This is a genomic window from Curtobacterium luteum, assembly GCF_001475545.1.
Lineage (GTDB): Bacteria > Actinomycetota > Actinomycetes > Actinomycetales > Microbacteriaceae > Curtobacterium > Curtobacterium luteum_A.
In genome coordinates, this window is sequence record NZ_LDQC01000012.1 from 1 (window position 1) to 13,747 (window position 13,747).

Annotated in this window: 16 protein-coding genes; 5 read left to right on the plus strand and 11 right to left on the minus strand. The window is 72.6% G+C overall.

What is annotated here, in order from left to right; all coding sequences use genetic code 11:
- The first annotated feature begins 87 nt into the window (after positions 1-87).
- Positions 88-945, plus strand: a complete 858-nt coding sequence (locus tag NS184_RS01985) for an NAD-dependent epimerase/dehydratase family protein (RefSeq protein WP_058724471.1) — start codon at positions 88-90, stop codon at positions 943-945.
- Between the two features lie 105 nt (positions 946-1,050).
- On the opposite strand, the gene NS184_RS01990 is transcribed toward NS184_RS01985, so the two are convergent.
- Together NS184_RS01990 and NS184_RS01995 are read right to left on the minus strand one after the other, a co-directional pair.
- Positions 1,051-1,239, minus strand: a complete 189-nt coding sequence (locus NS184_RS01990) for a hypothetical protein (protein WP_058724472.1) — start codon at positions 1,237-1,239, stop codon at positions 1,051-1,053.
- Positions 1,240-1,300: 61 nt separating this feature from the next.
- Positions 1,301-2,266: a DNA-3-methyladenine glycosylase family protein gene (locus NS184_RS01995; protein ID WP_430733532.1), complete on the minus strand. Its 966-nt coding sequence runs from the start codon at positions 2,264-2,266 to the stop codon at positions 1,301-1,303.
- A 72-nt stretch (positions 2,267-2,338) separates the two neighbouring features.
- Between NS184_RS01995 and NS184_RS02000 the strand changes: the two genes are divergently transcribed.
- The 4 genes from NS184_RS02000 to NS184_RS02015 all read left to right on the plus strand — a co-directional run bounded on the left by NS184_RS02000 (position 2,339) and on the right by NS184_RS02015 (position 6,023).
- Positions 2,339-3,367, plus strand: coding sequence for a 6-phosphofructokinase (locus NS184_RS02000; RefSeq protein ID WP_058724473.1), 1,029 nt, complete (start codon positions 2,339-2,341; stop codon positions 3,365-3,367).
- Between the two features lie 121 nt (positions 3,368-3,488).
- A complete protein-coding gene (locus NS184_RS02005) occupies positions 3,489-4,469 on the plus strand; it encodes an MDR family oxidoreductase (RefSeq protein ID WP_058724474.1) in 981 nt (326 codons plus the stop codon).
- 94 nt (positions 4,470-4,563) lie between these two features.
- Positions 4,564-5,229: a GntR family transcriptional regulator gene (locus NS184_RS18145; protein WP_058724475.1), complete on the plus strand. Its 666-nt coding sequence runs from the start codon at positions 4,564-4,566 to the stop codon at positions 5,227-5,229.
- Positions 5,230-5,240: 11 nt separating this feature from the next.
- A complete protein-coding gene (locus NS184_RS02015) occupies positions 5,241-6,023 on the plus strand; it encodes an ABC transporter ATP-binding protein (protein WP_058724476.1) in 783 nt (260 codons plus the stop codon).
- Positions 6,024-6,167: 144 nt separating this feature from the next.
- Here NS184_RS02015 and hemL read toward each other — a convergent pair whose 3' ends face one another.
- The 9 genes from hemL to NS184_RS02060 all read right to left on the minus strand — a co-directional run bounded on the left by hemL (position 6,168) and on the right by NS184_RS02060 (position 13,712).
- Positions 6,168-7,514 carry a glutamate-1-semialdehyde 2,1-aminomutase gene (hemL, locus tag NS184_RS02020; protein WP_058724477.1) on the minus strand — a complete coding sequence of 449 codons (1,347 nt, stop codon included), beginning with the start codon at positions 7,512-7,514 and terminating at the stop codon, positions 6,168-6,170.
- Positions 7,511-8,566, minus strand: coding sequence for a porphobilinogen synthase (gene hemB / locus NS184_RS02025; RefSeq protein WP_275935015.1), 1,056 nt, complete (start codon positions 8,564-8,566; stop codon positions 7,511-7,513). Before hemB ends, hemL begins: the two co-directional genes overlap by 4 nt.
- Positions 8,563-9,495, minus strand: coding sequence for a uroporphyrinogen-III synthase (locus NS184_RS02030; protein ID WP_058724478.1), 933 nt, complete (start codon positions 9,493-9,495; stop codon positions 8,563-8,565). Before NS184_RS02030 ends, hemB begins: the two co-directional genes overlap by 4 nt.
- 20 nt (positions 9,496-9,515) lie before the next feature.
- Positions 9,516-10,631 carry a hydroxymethylbilane synthase gene (hemC, locus tag NS184_RS02035; RefSeq protein ID WP_083513373.1) on the minus strand — a complete coding sequence of 372 codons (1,116 nt, stop codon included), beginning with the start codon at positions 10,629-10,631 and terminating at the stop codon, positions 9,516-9,518.
- Positions 10,628-11,866, minus strand: a complete 1,239-nt coding sequence (locus NS184_RS02040) for a ferrochelatase (protein WP_242862942.1) — start codon at positions 11,864-11,866, stop codon at positions 10,628-10,630. The genes hemC and NS184_RS02040 overlap by 4 nt, the downstream gene beginning before the upstream one ends.
- Positions 11,863-12,594 carry a hydrogen peroxide-dependent heme synthase gene (gene hemQ, locus NS184_RS02045; RefSeq protein ID WP_083513374.1) on the minus strand — a complete coding sequence of 244 codons (732 nt, stop codon included), beginning with the start codon at positions 12,592-12,594 and terminating at the stop codon, positions 11,863-11,865. Before hemQ ends, NS184_RS02040 begins: the two co-directional genes overlap by 4 nt.
- 98 nt (positions 12,595-12,692) lie before the next feature.
- Positions 12,693-12,926: a DUF3618 domain-containing protein gene (locus NS184_RS02050; protein WP_242862943.1), complete on the minus strand. Its 234-nt coding sequence runs from the start codon at positions 12,924-12,926 to the stop codon at positions 12,693-12,695.
- Positions 12,927-13,002: 76 nt separating this feature from the next.
- A complete protein-coding gene (locus NS184_RS02055; RefSeq protein WP_058724480.1) occupies positions 13,003-13,461 on the minus strand; it encodes a phage holin family protein in 459 nt (152 codons plus the stop codon).
- A complete protein-coding gene (locus NS184_RS02060; protein WP_058724481.1) occupies positions 13,458-13,712 on the minus strand; it encodes a hypothetical protein in 255 nt (84 codons plus the stop codon). Before NS184_RS02060 ends, NS184_RS02055 begins: the two co-directional genes overlap by 4 nt.
- Positions 13,713-13,747 lie beyond the last annotated feature (35 nt).

Genomic DNA, 13,747 nt, shown 5'->3' on the forward strand with positions numbered 1-13,747 from the left:
CGCGCGCCTCCCGCGCCTCCCGCACCTCCCGCGCCTCCCGCTGCCCTTCGCGCCGCGGGCGGGCGCCCCGCCTGGCACAGTGGACCCGTGCAGCACCACGGAACCGTCGTCATCGCCGGCTGCGGCGACCTGGGGACCGAGGCCGGTCTCCGCTTCGCCGCGCTCGGCCACCACGTGATCGGCCTGCGGCGACGCGCCGAGCTCCTGCCGTCGCCGATCGCCGGACGGAGCACGGACCTCCGCAGGGACGTGCCGACGATCCCCTCCGACACGTCCGTGGTGGTCGTCGCGACGGCCGCCGGCAGCCGGGACGTCGACGAGTACCGGGCGACCTACGTCGAGGGGCTCCGGAACGTCCTCGACGGGATCGACGCGTCCGGCGCCTCGCCACGGGTGGCCGTGGTCTCCTCGACCGCGGTGTACGACGTCGACGACGGGAGCGAGGTCACCGAGGCGACCCCGGTCCGCGCCAGCACCCCCACGGCAGCGGTGCTCGTCGAGGCCGAGGAGCTCCTCCGGGAGCGGGCGCCCGAGGCCGTGCTGCTCCGGCTGTCGGGGGTCTACGGTCCCGGCCGCGAGCGGCTGGTCGACCAGGTCCGTTCGGGCGACGCCCGACTCGCGCCGGGCACCTCACCGCACACGAACCGCATCCACCGCGACGACGCCGCCGCGGCCCTCGTGCACCTCGCGACCATCGAGGCACCGGCGCCGACGTACCTCGGCACGGACGACCTGCCGGTGCGGCTGGACGAGGTGCTCCGGTTCCTCGCCGACGAGCTCGGCGTCGACGAACCCGTCCGCGGTGACGGCGAGGGGCGGCAGGCCGGCGGGGACAAGCGGCTCTCGAACGCCCTGCTCCGCTCGACCGGCTGGGCTCCGCGGTACCCGACCTTCCGCGAGGGGTACCGTGCGGTGCTCGCGGGCGAGGGCACGCGCCACGCCTGACCGCGGGCGCGCGTCGCCGCGACCACCGGACGGACGGGAGGCCCGTGGCGGCGCCGCCACGGGCCTCCCGTCCGGTGGGTCGCGTCAACGACGCGTCAGGGACCCTCAGTGCTCGTCGTAGTGGTCCCCGTGTCGGGCGTGCCGGTGCCCGTCGTGCACGAAGTCGACGTGGTCGCCGTGCTCGACGGTCTCGTGCTCGCCGCCGTCCTGCTCGTGGTCGTGTTCCGCGACGTCGTGCTCGGCGACGTGGTGCTCCGCGTCGCCGCCGGCCGGGGTCGGGTTGGTGTCGGTCATGATTCCTCCTGAGATCGGTTCTCAACAGGAGCCTACGACCGAGTTCGTCGTTTGTCCGGACTCAGTGGTCCCGGTGGTCCTGGATCGTCATGCGCGGCCCGAACGACGGCTTCCGGAAGCCCGACCCTCCGATCAGTCGCACGACCCGCTCGCGGTGCCCGCGGTAGGGCTCGAGGAGCTCGAGCATGCCGTCGTCGTCGACCGGACCGCCGGTCAGCGCCCACCCGACGAGGGCCGGCACGTGGTAGTCCCCGACGCTCGGCGCGTCCGGATCGCCGTGCGCCCGCTGCGCCGTCTCCGCCGCCGTCCAGCGTCCGACACCGGGCACCGACCGCAGCCGTTCGGACACGGTCGCACCACCGCGGCCGAGCGCGAGGGTGCGCTCGAGGGCCGGTGCGACCCGCATCGCCCGCATCACGGTGGCCGACCGGCCCGGCTCGATGCCGGCCCGGTGCCACTCCCAGCTCGGGACCGCCGCCCACCCGGCCGCGGTCGGCTGCACCCACATGTCCGCGGGCACCGGACCGGGCGCGGGCGTGCCGAAGCGCCGCAGGAGGTACCGCCACGCGCGCCATGCCTGTCGCGAGGTCACCTTCTGCTCCATGATCGCCGGCACGAGCGCTGCGACCACGGCGTTCGTCCGGAGGAGCCGCAGGCCGGGCTGGCGGTGCCGGGCGTCGGCGAGGAACGGGTGCGTCGACACGTCGAGGTCCGACCAGTCGTCACCGCGGCCGAGCATCTCGGGAGCGTGCGTCACGGCCCATTCGGCGCCGTCACCCCACGCCGAGACGGCGATCGCAGCCGGTCCGGCCCTGCGCACGAGCACCGACGCCGGCCCGGCCGGCGTCCGCAGTGCGAGCCAGGTGTCTGCACCGACCACCCGGAACGCGGGGTCGCCGGAGCCGCGCTGCAGCGGCCGGAGCGTCGCGCGGACGTCCACCGGGCCGTCGGGTCGGTACACCGTGTCGACCCGTCCCGCTGCGAGCTCCGCGCCACGCACGGCGGTGACGGACGCAGTGGAGGACACCCCAGGATGGTAATGCGGAACCACCGTCAGCCATGATGGGCGTGTCCCACCACCACCGACGATGGAGTTCCCGTGCGCATCGGCATCCTCACCTCCGGCGGCGACTGCCCCGGCCTCAACGCGGTCATCCGCGCGATCGTGCTCAAGGGCATCGCGATCTACGGTCACGACTTCGTCGGGTTCCGCGACGGCTGGCGAGGCGTGGTCGACGGCGACATCGTCCCCCTCGGACGCAAGGACATCCAGGGCATCGCGAAGCAGGGCGGCACGATCCTCGGCACGAGCCGGACGAACCCCTTCGAGGGCGAGCGCGGTGGCGTGGAGAACATCGAGCGCACGCTGGAGCGGCACGGCATCGACGCCATCGTCGCGATCGGCGGCGAGGGCACGTTGGCCGCCGCGAAGCGCCTCACCGACGCGGGCCTGAAGATCGTCGGCGTCCCGAAGACCGTCGACAACGACCTCGGCGCGACCGACTACACGTTCGGCTTCGACACCGCCGTGGCGATCGCGACGGAGGCGATGGACCGCCTCCGCACGACCGGCGACTCGCACTCGCGCTGCATGGTCGCCGAGGTCATGGGGCGCCACGTCGGCTGGATCGCCCTTCACTCGGGCATGGCCGCCGGCGCGCACGCGATCCTCATCCCCGAGCAGAAGACGAGCATGGAGCAGATCGCGCAGTGGGTGCGGGCCGCGTACGACCGCGGCCGGGCGCCGCTCGTCGTCGTCGCGGAGGGGTTCGTCCCCGACCACGAGGACACCGCCCACACCGAGCGCGGCCTCGACGCGTTCGGACGGCCGCGGCTCGGCGGGATCGGCGAGCGGCTCGCGCCGCTCATCGAGGAGATGACGGGCATCGAGACCCGTGCCACGACCCTCGGTCACATCCAGCGCGGTGGCACGCCGACGGCGTACGACCGGGTGCTCTCGACCCGCCTCGGGCTCGCGGCGATCGACTCGGTCGTCGAGGAGCGCTGGGGTCGCATGGTCGCGCTCAAGGGGACCGAGATCGTGCACGTCTCGTTCGACGAGGCGCTCGGCGAGCTCAAGACGGTGCCGCAGGAGCGGTACGACGAGGCCGCCATCATGTTCGGCTGAGTGCCGCAGGAGCGGGCTGCGCCCACCCCGGGCGAAGCCACCATCATGTTCGGCTGACGCGGGTCGCGGCTCGCGGTCGTCGGGACGACCCGGCCTGGAGGGACGGGGTAGCGTCCGACACGTGACCCGCGCCGTCCTCGTCTCCCGTTCCGCCCCGCCCGCCGTCACGGAGGTCGACCTCCCGGACCCCGCCGAGGGCGAGGTCCTCGTCGACGTCACGACATCGAGCGTCAACTACAAGGACGGCCTCGCGCTCGCCGGGAACCCCGGCGTCGCGCGCGTGGATCCCCTCGTGCCCGGGATCGACGTCGTCGGCACCGTGTCAGCCCTCGGACCGGGGGTGCACGGTGTCGCGATCGGCGATCGGGTGACCTGCAACGGAGCGGGCCTCGGCGAGACCCGGCACGGCGGGTGGGCCTCCCACGCCGTCGTGCCCGCCGACGCCGTGGTGGTCCTGCCCGACGGCATCGAGGACTCCTTCGCCGCCGCGATCGGCACCGCGGGCTTCACAGCACAGCTCAGCGTCCTCGCACTGGAGCGGATGGTCGCGCCCGACGACGGCCCGGTGCTCGTCACCGGCGCCTCCGGCGGGGTGGGGACCGTCGCGATCGCACTGCTCGCGGCCCGCGGCTTCTCGGTGACGGCCTCGACCGGCCGAGTGTCGAACGCGGACTCGCTCCGTCGGCTCGGCGCGACCGAGGTGGTCGACCGGGCAGAGCTGTCCGACCTCGGCAAGCCGTTGCAGCGCGCGCGATGGGCGGGTGCTGTGGACAGTGTCGGGGGTGCGACCCTCGCCAACGTGCTCGCCGCCACCCGGTGGGGCGGGGCCGTGACGGCGTGCGGCCTCGCGCAGGACTCCGCACTCCCGACCACCGTGATGCCGTTCATCCTGCGGGCGGTGTCGCTGCTCGGTGTCAACTCGGTCGAGGCACCCCGCGCGCTGCGGCAGCGGGCGTGGGAGCGACTCGCGGCCGATCTCGACCCCGCACTGCTCGCGGACGTCACCCGCACGGTGTCGCTGTCCGACGCGATCGCGGTCGGCCCCGAGGTCGTCGCCGGGCGGGTGCACGGCCGAACGGTCGTCGACGTGACGGCCCGGTGACCCGCGCGATACTCCTGTCCTGTCATTTCACAAGCGCTTGCACATTGACACGTTAGGATTGGAGTACAACACGCCTGAACCGTGAGGAGCACCGATGCCGGTCCCGAAGTCCACCGTCGAGAACTCGCCGCGGAAGCTCCTGCGCGACGTGGTGCTCGAGAAGATGCTCGCCGCGATCCAGGACGGCACACTGCAGGCAGGCGAACGACTCAACGACGACGAGCTCGTCGCCTGGCTCGGTGTCAGTCGCACCCCGATCCGCGAGGCCATCGCGAAGCTCGTCGACTACGGACTCGTCGAGATGGAGGCGAATCGGTACACCCGTGTCGCGACCCCGACCGCAGAACAGTTCGACGATGCACTCCAGGTGCTCTTCGGGTTCACGGAGCTCGCGGCACGCTGGGCGGTCCCGGGCCTGACGGACGACGAGGCCGCGGAGGCCACCGACATCCTCGAGCGGATCCGCGGCTACGCCGAGGCCGAGGACCAGCGGGTGAGCACCGAGATCACCGCCTTCGTCACCTACCTCGTGCAGCACTCCGAGAACGCCCTCTTCGCGACGTTCTTCAACAGCCTGGCGCCCCGCGTGCAGTTCCTCGCGTTGGCGTCGCCCGACATCGTGTTCTGGGACCTGAAGAACAGCGTCGACCCGCTGCGTGCGGCCATCGAGGACCGGGACGGCGAGGCGGCGAGCGCTGCCCTCCGATCCCTGGCGCGCGTGTCCGACCACCATCTGCGCTCGATGCGCGCCGCGCGCTGACCGACCCGGGCGTGTCCGAACTGATCGTCGCCTCGGGTCTCCGGGTCACCCGCTCCGGGCGAGACCTGCTCCGCGACGTCGACCTGACCGTGCGGCAGGGCGAGCACTGGGCGCTCCTCGGGCCCAACGGCGCCGGCAAGTCCACCCTGCTCGCCGTGCTGGGCGCGACCGGGCACCCGACCGCCGGAAGCGTCGAGCTGCTCGGACGTCGCCTCGGTCGGGTGGACGTCCGGCAGCTCCGCGAGCGCATCGGCCACGTCGATCCCCGGCACCGCATGACCTCGCCGCTGACCGTCCTCGAGACCGTCCTGACCGGGGTCACCGGCACGACCGACCTCATGCTCCGCTGGACCCCGACGGCCGAGCAGGTCGCCGCCGCCGAGCAGCACGTCGCCGACGTGGGGCTCGCGGCGCGACGTGACGCCCGGTGGCCGGTGCTGTCCCAGGGCGAGCGGGGCCGCGCGCTCATCGCCCGGGCCCTCGTGGCCGAACCGCGGCTGCTGCTGCTCGACGAACCCGCGACCGGACTGGACGTCGCCGCGCGCGAGCACCTGCTCGAGACCGTCGATGCGCTGCGCCACCGGCATCCCGAGCTCGGCAGCGTGATGGTCACGCACCACCTCGAGGACCTGCCGGCGTCGACCTCGCACGCGATGTTGCTCCGTGACGGCCGATCGGTCGCGCAGGGCACTGCGGACGAGGTGATCACCTCGTCAGCGGTGTCGCACGCCTTCGACTTCCCGCTCGCCATCGTGCGTGCGGAGGGTCGCTGGCACGCACGCCGAGCGGTCTAGGCGATCCGCGCCTCCAGACCGGCGTCCGCGGAACCAGGTTCCGCACAGAGCACCGCACCGTTCCGCGGTTCCCCGTCCGGAACCTGGTTCCGGCAGCCCGAACGCGCCCGGACGCGCCCGGACCCGACCGACGCGTCCCCTCCGCTAGGCCGTGGCGGCGGCCGCCGCGCGCGCCGCGGCGGGCAACGCGTCGAGGACCCGACCGACGGCCCGGTCGTCGTGCGCCGCCGTGACGAACCACGCCTCGAACACGCTCGGCGGCAGGGTCACGCCCTGGTCGAGCATGCTGTGGAAGAACGGCGCGTACCGGAACGTCTCCTGCGCCCGGACGTCGTCGTAGTCCCGCGGCGCCGTCTCGGTGAACGCGAACGAGAACAGGTTCCCGGCGTGCTGCACGGTGTGCGCGACCCCGGCAGCGGACAGTGCCTCGCTCGTCGCGGTCGCGATGGTCGCCGCGGTCCGGTCGAGGTGCCCGTAGACCTCCGGCGTCGCCGCGCGGAGCGTCGCGATGCCCGCCGCGACCGCGAGCGGGTTCCCGGAGAGGGTGCCCGCCTGGTAGACCGGGCCGAGCGGGGCGAGAAAGTCCATCACCTCACGTCGACCGCCGAGCGCGGCGAGCGGCATGCCGCCGCCGATGACCTTGCCGAACGTCACGAGGTCGGGCTTCCAGCCAGCACCGTCGGGCACGACCTTGGACGCCTCGAGGCCCCACCAGCCGGCCGGGCCGACGCGGAAGCCGGTGAGGACCTCGTCGACGATGAGCAGCGCACCGTGCGACTTCGTGATCTGCGCCAGGGCACGGTTGAACCCGCGCTCCGGGGCGAGGACACCCATGTTCGCGGCCGCGGCCTCGACGATCACGGCGGCGATGCGCTCGGAGTGCTCGTCGAACGCGCGGCGGACGGCATCGAGGTCGTTGTAGGGCAGCACGAGGGTCTGCGCGGCGGTCTCGGCGGTGATGCCCGCGGACCCGGGCATCGCCAGTGTCGCGACGCCCGACCCGGCCTCGGCGAGGAGTGAGTCGGAGTGGCCGTGGTAGTGCCCGGCGAACTTCACCAGGAGGTCACGGCCGGTGTACCCGCGGGCGAGCCGGATCGCCGTCATCGTGGCCTCGGTGCCCGTCGACACCATGCGGATCTTCTCGATCGGTCCGTCGCCGTCCACCGAGACCCGCTGCTTCACGAGCTCGGCGAGCTCGGTCTCGCCCGGCGTCGACGCGCCGAACGACAGCCCACGCGACGCCGCCTGCTGCACAGCCTCGACCGTGCCGGGGTGGGCGTGCCCGAGGATCGCCGGCCCCCACGACGCCACGAGGTCGACGTACTCGCGACCCTCGGCGTCGGTGACGTACGCGCCCTTCGCGGCGGTCAGGAACCGGGGCGTGCCACCGACCGAGCCGTAGGCGCGCACGGGCGAGTTCACGCCTCCGGGGATGCTGTTCTTCGCGCGCCCGAACAGCTGGTCGTTGGTGGTGGTCGTCGTGGTGGTCATTCGGGGGCCTTCCCGGTCGAGGCGACGCCGGACACCGCCGCGGTGCTGCCGGACGTGCGCAGGCCGGCCTCCTGGTTGAGCTTCCGTGCGACCTCGACCGCGAAGTAGGTGAGGATCGCGTCGGCACCGGCACGCTTGATGCCGACGAGCGCCTCCATCGCGGCGGCGTCGCGGTCGATCCAGCCGTTCTGGGCCGCTGCGGTGATCATCGCGTACTCGCCGCTGATCTGGTACGCCCACACGGGGACCTCGGAGACGTCCGCCGTCCGCGCGAGCACGTCGAGGTAGCTCATCGCGGGCTTCACCATGACGATGTCGGCACCCTCCTCGATGTCGAGCAGCATCTCGCGGAGGCCCTGGCGCCCGTCCGCGGCGTCGATCTGGTACGTCCGACGATCCCCCTGCAGCGAGGACGCGACGGCTTCACGGAAGGGCCCGTAGAACGCGCTCGCGTACTTCGCCGAGTAGGCCAGCAGGGCGGTACCGCTGTGCCCTGCGGTGTCGAGGGCGTCGCGGGCGGCGGCGATCTGTCCGTCCATCATCCCGCTCATGCAGACGAGTTCGGCCCCCGCCTCGGCCTGCGCGACCGCCATGTCGCGGTACCGCAGCAGCGTCCCGTCGTTGTCGACCGAACCGTCCGCCGCGAGGACGCCGCAGTGCCCGTGGTCGGTGAACTCGTCGAGGCACAGGTCGGACTGCACGACGAGCGCGTCGCCCACTTCTTCCCGTGCGACGCGGATCGCCACGTTGAGGATGCCGTCCGGGTCGGTCGCACCGGACCCCTCGGCGTCCTTCGACGTGGGGACGCCGAACAGGTTCACGCCGCCGATCCCCTGCTCCGCCGCCTCGACGAGTGCGCGGCGGAACGAGTCGAGCGAGTGCTGCGACACCCCGGGCATGCTCGAGATCGGCACGGCTTCGGTCGCGCCCTCGCGGATGAACATCGGCAGCACGAGCTCCGCCGGGTGCAGGCGCGTCTCGGCGACGAGCCGACGCATGGCCGGGGTCGCTCGGAGTCGGCGGGGGCGGACCTGGGGGAACTGTCCGGTCACGATGACCTTCCTGATCGGGGTGGTTCTGGTGCTCGAGGTGGTTCTGGTGCTCGGGGTGCTCCGGTCGGTTCGGCACGGAGTGCCTCGGCGACGGCGTCGAGCAGGGCTTCAGCGGAACGGTCGCGTGCCACGACGTGCACGGGCAACCCGACTCCGCGGGCGGCCGCCGCGGTCCCGGGGCCGATGCAGGCGATGCGCGTGCGCGGGTCGAGCGGCGTCATGCGGCGGGCGACCTGCGAGGCGACGCTGCCGCTCGTCACGAGCACCGCGTCAGGTGCCCGGTCGAGGCGGACCGGCTCGTCACCGGTCCCCACGGTACGGTACGCGACCACGTCCTCGACGTCGATCCCGCGGGCCCGCAGACCCTCCACGAGCGTGGGTGCAGCCAGCTCGGAGCGCGGGAAGAGGACACGTCCGACGGGCTGCGGGAAGGCAGCGACGAGTCCGGCGGCGGACTCCGTCTCCGGCACCAGGTCGACGCGCCAGCCCGCCTGTCGGGCAGCACGCGCGGTCGCCTCGCCGACGCAGGCGACACGCACCCCGACCGGGAGGCGCGGCACGCGTCCGGCGACCATCCGCACGGCCGTCGCACTGGTCACCGCGAGCCAGGGGGCGAGCGCACCGGCCCCGTCCGCACCGGCCCCGTCCGCACCGGTCGCGTCTGCACCGGCCCCGTCTGCACCGCTCGCGTCTGCACGGGTTGCGTCTGCCGGAGCCGTGTCGGGCCTCCCGTCCGTCGGCGTGCTGACCCCGCGCCCGAGTCGTGCGAGCGCGGCGTCGAGCGCTGCCGGGTCGGCGGGCGGCGCGTCGGTGATCAACGGGACGACGACCGGGTCGAGCCCGCGCGCCCGCGCGGCGGCCGCGACCTGCTCGCCCCAGGTGCCGCCGCGCGGGACCAGCACGACCGGGGGACGCGGCTCGTCGTGCACGGGAGTGTCGCCGTCCGTGGTCAGTCCGTGGTGGTCGCCGTGCCGGTCCCGGCGCCCGAGGTCGAGTCGTCGTCTGCGGGCTGTGCGGCAGCCGGTGTGGCCAGGCCGGGTCCGGCCGAGTGGTCGCCGTCCGCAGGGGCGTCCGACACCGACGACGCGAGGTCGGCGAGTTCGGCCGCGCCGTTCTCGAGCAGCTCGGCAGCGACCCGGCGGCCGACGTCGAGGGCCTCGTCGAGGCGTTCCTGTGCAGACCCGTCGAGGTGCGCCGCGTGCGATGCCGTGCGGTACTCGGACCCGTCGGGCCGGTACACCGTCGCGCTGACGAGCAGGAGCTCGGCATCCACGACCGCGGTCGCGCCGATCGGCGCCGAACACCCCGCCTCGAGCTTCGCCAGGACCTCGCGCTCGGCCGTGACCGTGAGGCGGGTCGGCGCGTGGTCGAGCTTCCGGAGCGCGGCCAGCAGCTTCGTGTCCGTCTCGTCCGACCGGATCTCGACCGCCAGCGCACCCTGACCGGGGGCACTCGGCCAGAAGCCGAGGTCGAGGAGCTCGGTGGCAGCGCTCAGCCGGTCGATGCGGCCGAGGCCCGCGGCGGCGAGCACGACCGCGTCGAGGTCGTCCTCCACCCGACCGAGGCGGGTGTCGATGTTGCCGCGGATGTCCACCACGTCGAGGTCCGGGCGCCTGGCCTTGAGCTGCGCGACCCGGCGGGGCGAACCCGTGCCGACCTTCGCGCCCTCGGGCAGGGAGTCCACGGTGGCGCCGTTGCGGGCGACGAGGACGTCACGGGCGTCGGCGCGCTTGGGCACCGCCGCGATCGTCAGCCCCGGGTACGGCGCGGTCGGGAGGTCCTTGAGGGAGTGCACGAGGACGTCGACCTCGCCCGCGACGAGGGCCTCACGGAGCGCGCTCGCGAACACCCCCGTCCCGCCCAGGCTGGCGAGCGACGCACGGTTCGTGTCGCCCTCGCTGGTCACCTCGACGAGCTCGACGGGTCGGCCGGACGCCTTCGCGAGCCGGTCGGCGACGTCCTGCGACTGCGACATCGCGAGCCGGCTGGCCCGGGTGCCGAGACGGATGGGTGCGGGGCCGGTCGGCACGGAGCCGTCCTGCTCGGCTGCCGTCTGCTCGCTCACGGCGCCAGACCGGCGGCGGCGGGCTTGAACCCGGCGCGCACGTTCTCACAGCACCCCGGGCGGCAGACGTCGTACCAGGGCCCGATGTCCGTGAGGTGCGGTCGCTCGGACGTCGGGACGCCGTTGACACGCTCGAGCACGAGGTCGACCAGCCCCGCGACGTACGCCGGGTCGACGCCGGGCGTCTGCGTGCGGACGGACCAGAAGCCGAGCTCCTGCGCGGTCTCGGTGGCCTCTTCGTCGAGGTCCCACATGACCTCCATGTGGTCGCTCACGAAGCCGAGCGGGACGATGAGCACGGCGCGGGTGGGGCCGCCCTTGAGCTCGTCGTTCATGTAGTCGTTGATGTCCGGCTCGAGCCAGGGCTGCGTCGGGGGGCCCGAGCGCGACTGGTAGACGAGCTTCCACGCAGGCTTGCTCGTGCCCTGCAGGTGCGCGTACTCCGGCTGCTCGAGGAGCTCCGCCCAGGCCTGGTCGAGGACGACCTCGGCGACCGCGAGGTGCTGTGCCTCGTACGCGCCGTGCTCGTCGAACCCGCGGAAGTCGGGCCCGGAACGGGCGGCGTCGGCCGAGGGGATCGAGTGCGTCGAGAACAGCACGTGCAACTCGGTCGCGAGGTCGAGTCCGTCGTTCTCCGCGATCGCCTTCGCCAGGCCGTCGCGCACGCCGTCCACGAACGGCCGGACGAAGCCCGGGTGGTCGAAGAACTGCCGGACCTTGTCGATCTTGATCGTGTCGATGAGACCGGTGGCGTCGAGCACGCGGGCGTAGTCCTCGCGGTACTGCCGGCAGCTCGAGAACGACGAGTAGGCACTCGTCGCGATCGCGATGAGGTTCGTCAGACCGCGGTCGGCGGCTTCCGTGAAGGCGTCCTCGAGGTAGGGGTCCCAGTTGCGGTTGCCCCACAGCACGGGCAGGTCGATGCCGCGCTCTGCGAGTTCGGCCTCGAGCGCGGCCTTGAGGGCGCGGTTCTGTGCGTTGATCGGGCTCACACCGCCGAAGTGCCGGTAGTGGTGCGCGACCTCTTCGAGGCGCTCGTCCGGGATGCCGCGGCCGCGTGTGACGTTGCGCAGGAAGGGGATGACGTCGTCCTGCCCCTCCGGTCCGCCGAAGCCCGCGAGCAGGATCGCGTCGTAGGCGGTCGGGACCTCGACGTGCTCGGGTCCGTCGGCCGCCGCGGGGGTCGCGGCGAGGACGGCTCCGCGTCCGTTCGTGATCTGGCTGGTGTCGGTCACGAGAGCACCTCCGGCAGCTCGGCGGTCGTCACGCGACGACCGGTGTAGAACGGCACTTCCTCACGGACGTGGAGGCGTGCCTCGGTGTAGCGCAGGTCGCGCATGAGGTCGACGAGGTCGACCAGGTCGGGGCTCTCGAGCGGGAGGATCCACTCGTAGTCGCTCAGGGCGAACGTCGCGATCGTGTTCGTGAGCACCCGCCGGTACTTCGCGCCGGCGATGCCGTGGTCGCGGAGCATCTTCGAGCGCTCGTCCTCCGGCAGGAGGTACCACTCGTAGGAGCGGACGAACGGGTACACCGTGATCCACGCCTCGGGGTCCTTGCCGCGGAGGAACGCGGGGGTGTGCCGCTTGTTGAACTCGGCCTCGCGGTGCATGGCCATCGCGTGCCAGACCGGTTCGGCGTCGCGGAAGAGTGCGGTGCGGCGGATCTCGCGCAGCACGGCCTGGATCGCCCGTGCGTCGTCGCCGTGCAGCCAGATCATGACGTCGGCATCGGCGCGGAAGCCGGAGACGTCGTAGAAGCCCCGGATCGTCACGCCACGGTCGGCCGCGGCGGACACGACGGTGTCGAGCTCGGCGACGCCGGCGTCCCCGGCCGGGGTGACGGCGCCGACCGGACGGCGGAAGACGGCCCACAGGGCGTAGGCCGTCAGGAGGTTCGGATCGATGCCGGAGGCCGGGTCGGTCTCGTGGGCGTCACCCGGAGCGGGCACGGTGGAACTCATGGGTCCTTTTGTCCTATCGGTTACCAGGGATTACCTCGGCCCCCTGCCGAAGAGCGCCCGACGAGGACGGACCCGCGCGGCGACGATGCGTCGGCCGGTCACCGCCGTCGGAGCACCGCTACGACGATACCCCCGACCACCACCACACCGGCTGCGAGCCCGGCCAGGTACGGCACGGGGTTCTCGTCCGCGCGCTGCTTCACCTTGGCGGCCGCGATGCCGATCTGCTTGGGGACGTTGAGCTTGTCCTCGATGGCGTCGAGGGTGTCGAACAGCTGCGCTCGGGTCGCCGCGACGCGGGCGGCCATGTCGTCGTGCTGCTGGTCGGTCACGGTTCCTCCGTCGGTGGTGCTGGTGCCGGATCCGGCTGTCATCGTTCGCGGTGCGGTGTTCGGAGCGTCTGCGCCGTCAGAACCGGCCGCCGACGTCGGGGCGTCGGGAGCCGTACCGCGTGGCCGGGGTCGGCTTCTTGCCGAGACCCTTCACCGCGTTGACGTCGTTCTTCACGCTGTCGATCGTGCGCTTCGGCGTGATCGGCAGCCCCTTCTTGAAGCGCTTCCACCCGATCAGGCCGAGGATCGCGGCGATGATGAGCATCACGACGGCGATGATCAACGCGGCGAGCCACGCCGGCATGACGGTCGCGAGACCCATCACGGCAGCCGTCAGCAGGACGCCGATCGCGTACAGCACGATGACGAGCGCCGCGATGAGGAGCCCGGCCGCGAGCGCGAAGATCTTGACCTTCGCCAGCATCTCGGCCTTGAGCAGGTTGAGCTCACCGGTCACGAGCTCCTTGACGAGCTTCGGGACGTCGCCGACCAGACCGAACAGCGAACGCGGCTTGCGGTCGCGGGTGTCGGTCATGAGGTGTGAGCGTCCTTCTTCTGCCCGACCTTGCGGACGACCTTCTTGGTCTGCTCGCCGACGAACTCCGCGACGTCCGGGGTCTTGTCGGCGATGAACTCTTCAGCCGTGTGCACGCCCTTCTGGACGCCGTTGCTGTTCCAGATCTTGCCGCTGACGGTCTTGATCTGCTCGTACCGCGCCCGTCCGGCTCGTGATCCCAGGACGTACCCGAGTGCTGCGCCGGCGACGAACAGGAGCTTGCCTCGCATGTGCGATTCCTCCGTTGGGTCAGTGTGCGGTGGTC

Bases quoted from the DNA above. Each gene is read 5' to 3' on its own strand.
- NS184_RS02055 (WP_058724480.1), bottom strand. From the start codon at position 13,461: ATGACCGACACCCGCGACCGCAAGCCGCGTTCGCTGTTCGGTCTGGTC.
- NS184_RS01990 (WP_058724472.1), bottom strand. From the start codon at position 1,239: ATGACCGACACCAACCCGACCCCGGCCGGCGGCGACGCGGAGCACCAC.
- hemQ (WP_083513374.1), bottom strand. From the start codon at position 12,594: ATGAGTTCCACCGTGCCCGCTCCGGGTGACGCCCACGAGACCGACCCG.
- NS184_RS18145 (WP_058724475.1), top strand. From the start codon at position 4,564: ATGCCGGTCCCGAAGTCCACCGTCGAGAACTCGCCGCGGAAGCTCCTG.
- hemL (WP_058724477.1), bottom strand. From the start codon at position 7,514: ATGACCACCACGACGACCACCACCAACGACCAGCTGTTCGGGCGCGCG.
- NS184_RS02060 (WP_058724481.1), bottom strand. From the start codon at position 13,712: ATGCGAGGCAAGCTCCTGTTCGTCGCCGGCGCAGCACTCGGGTACGTC.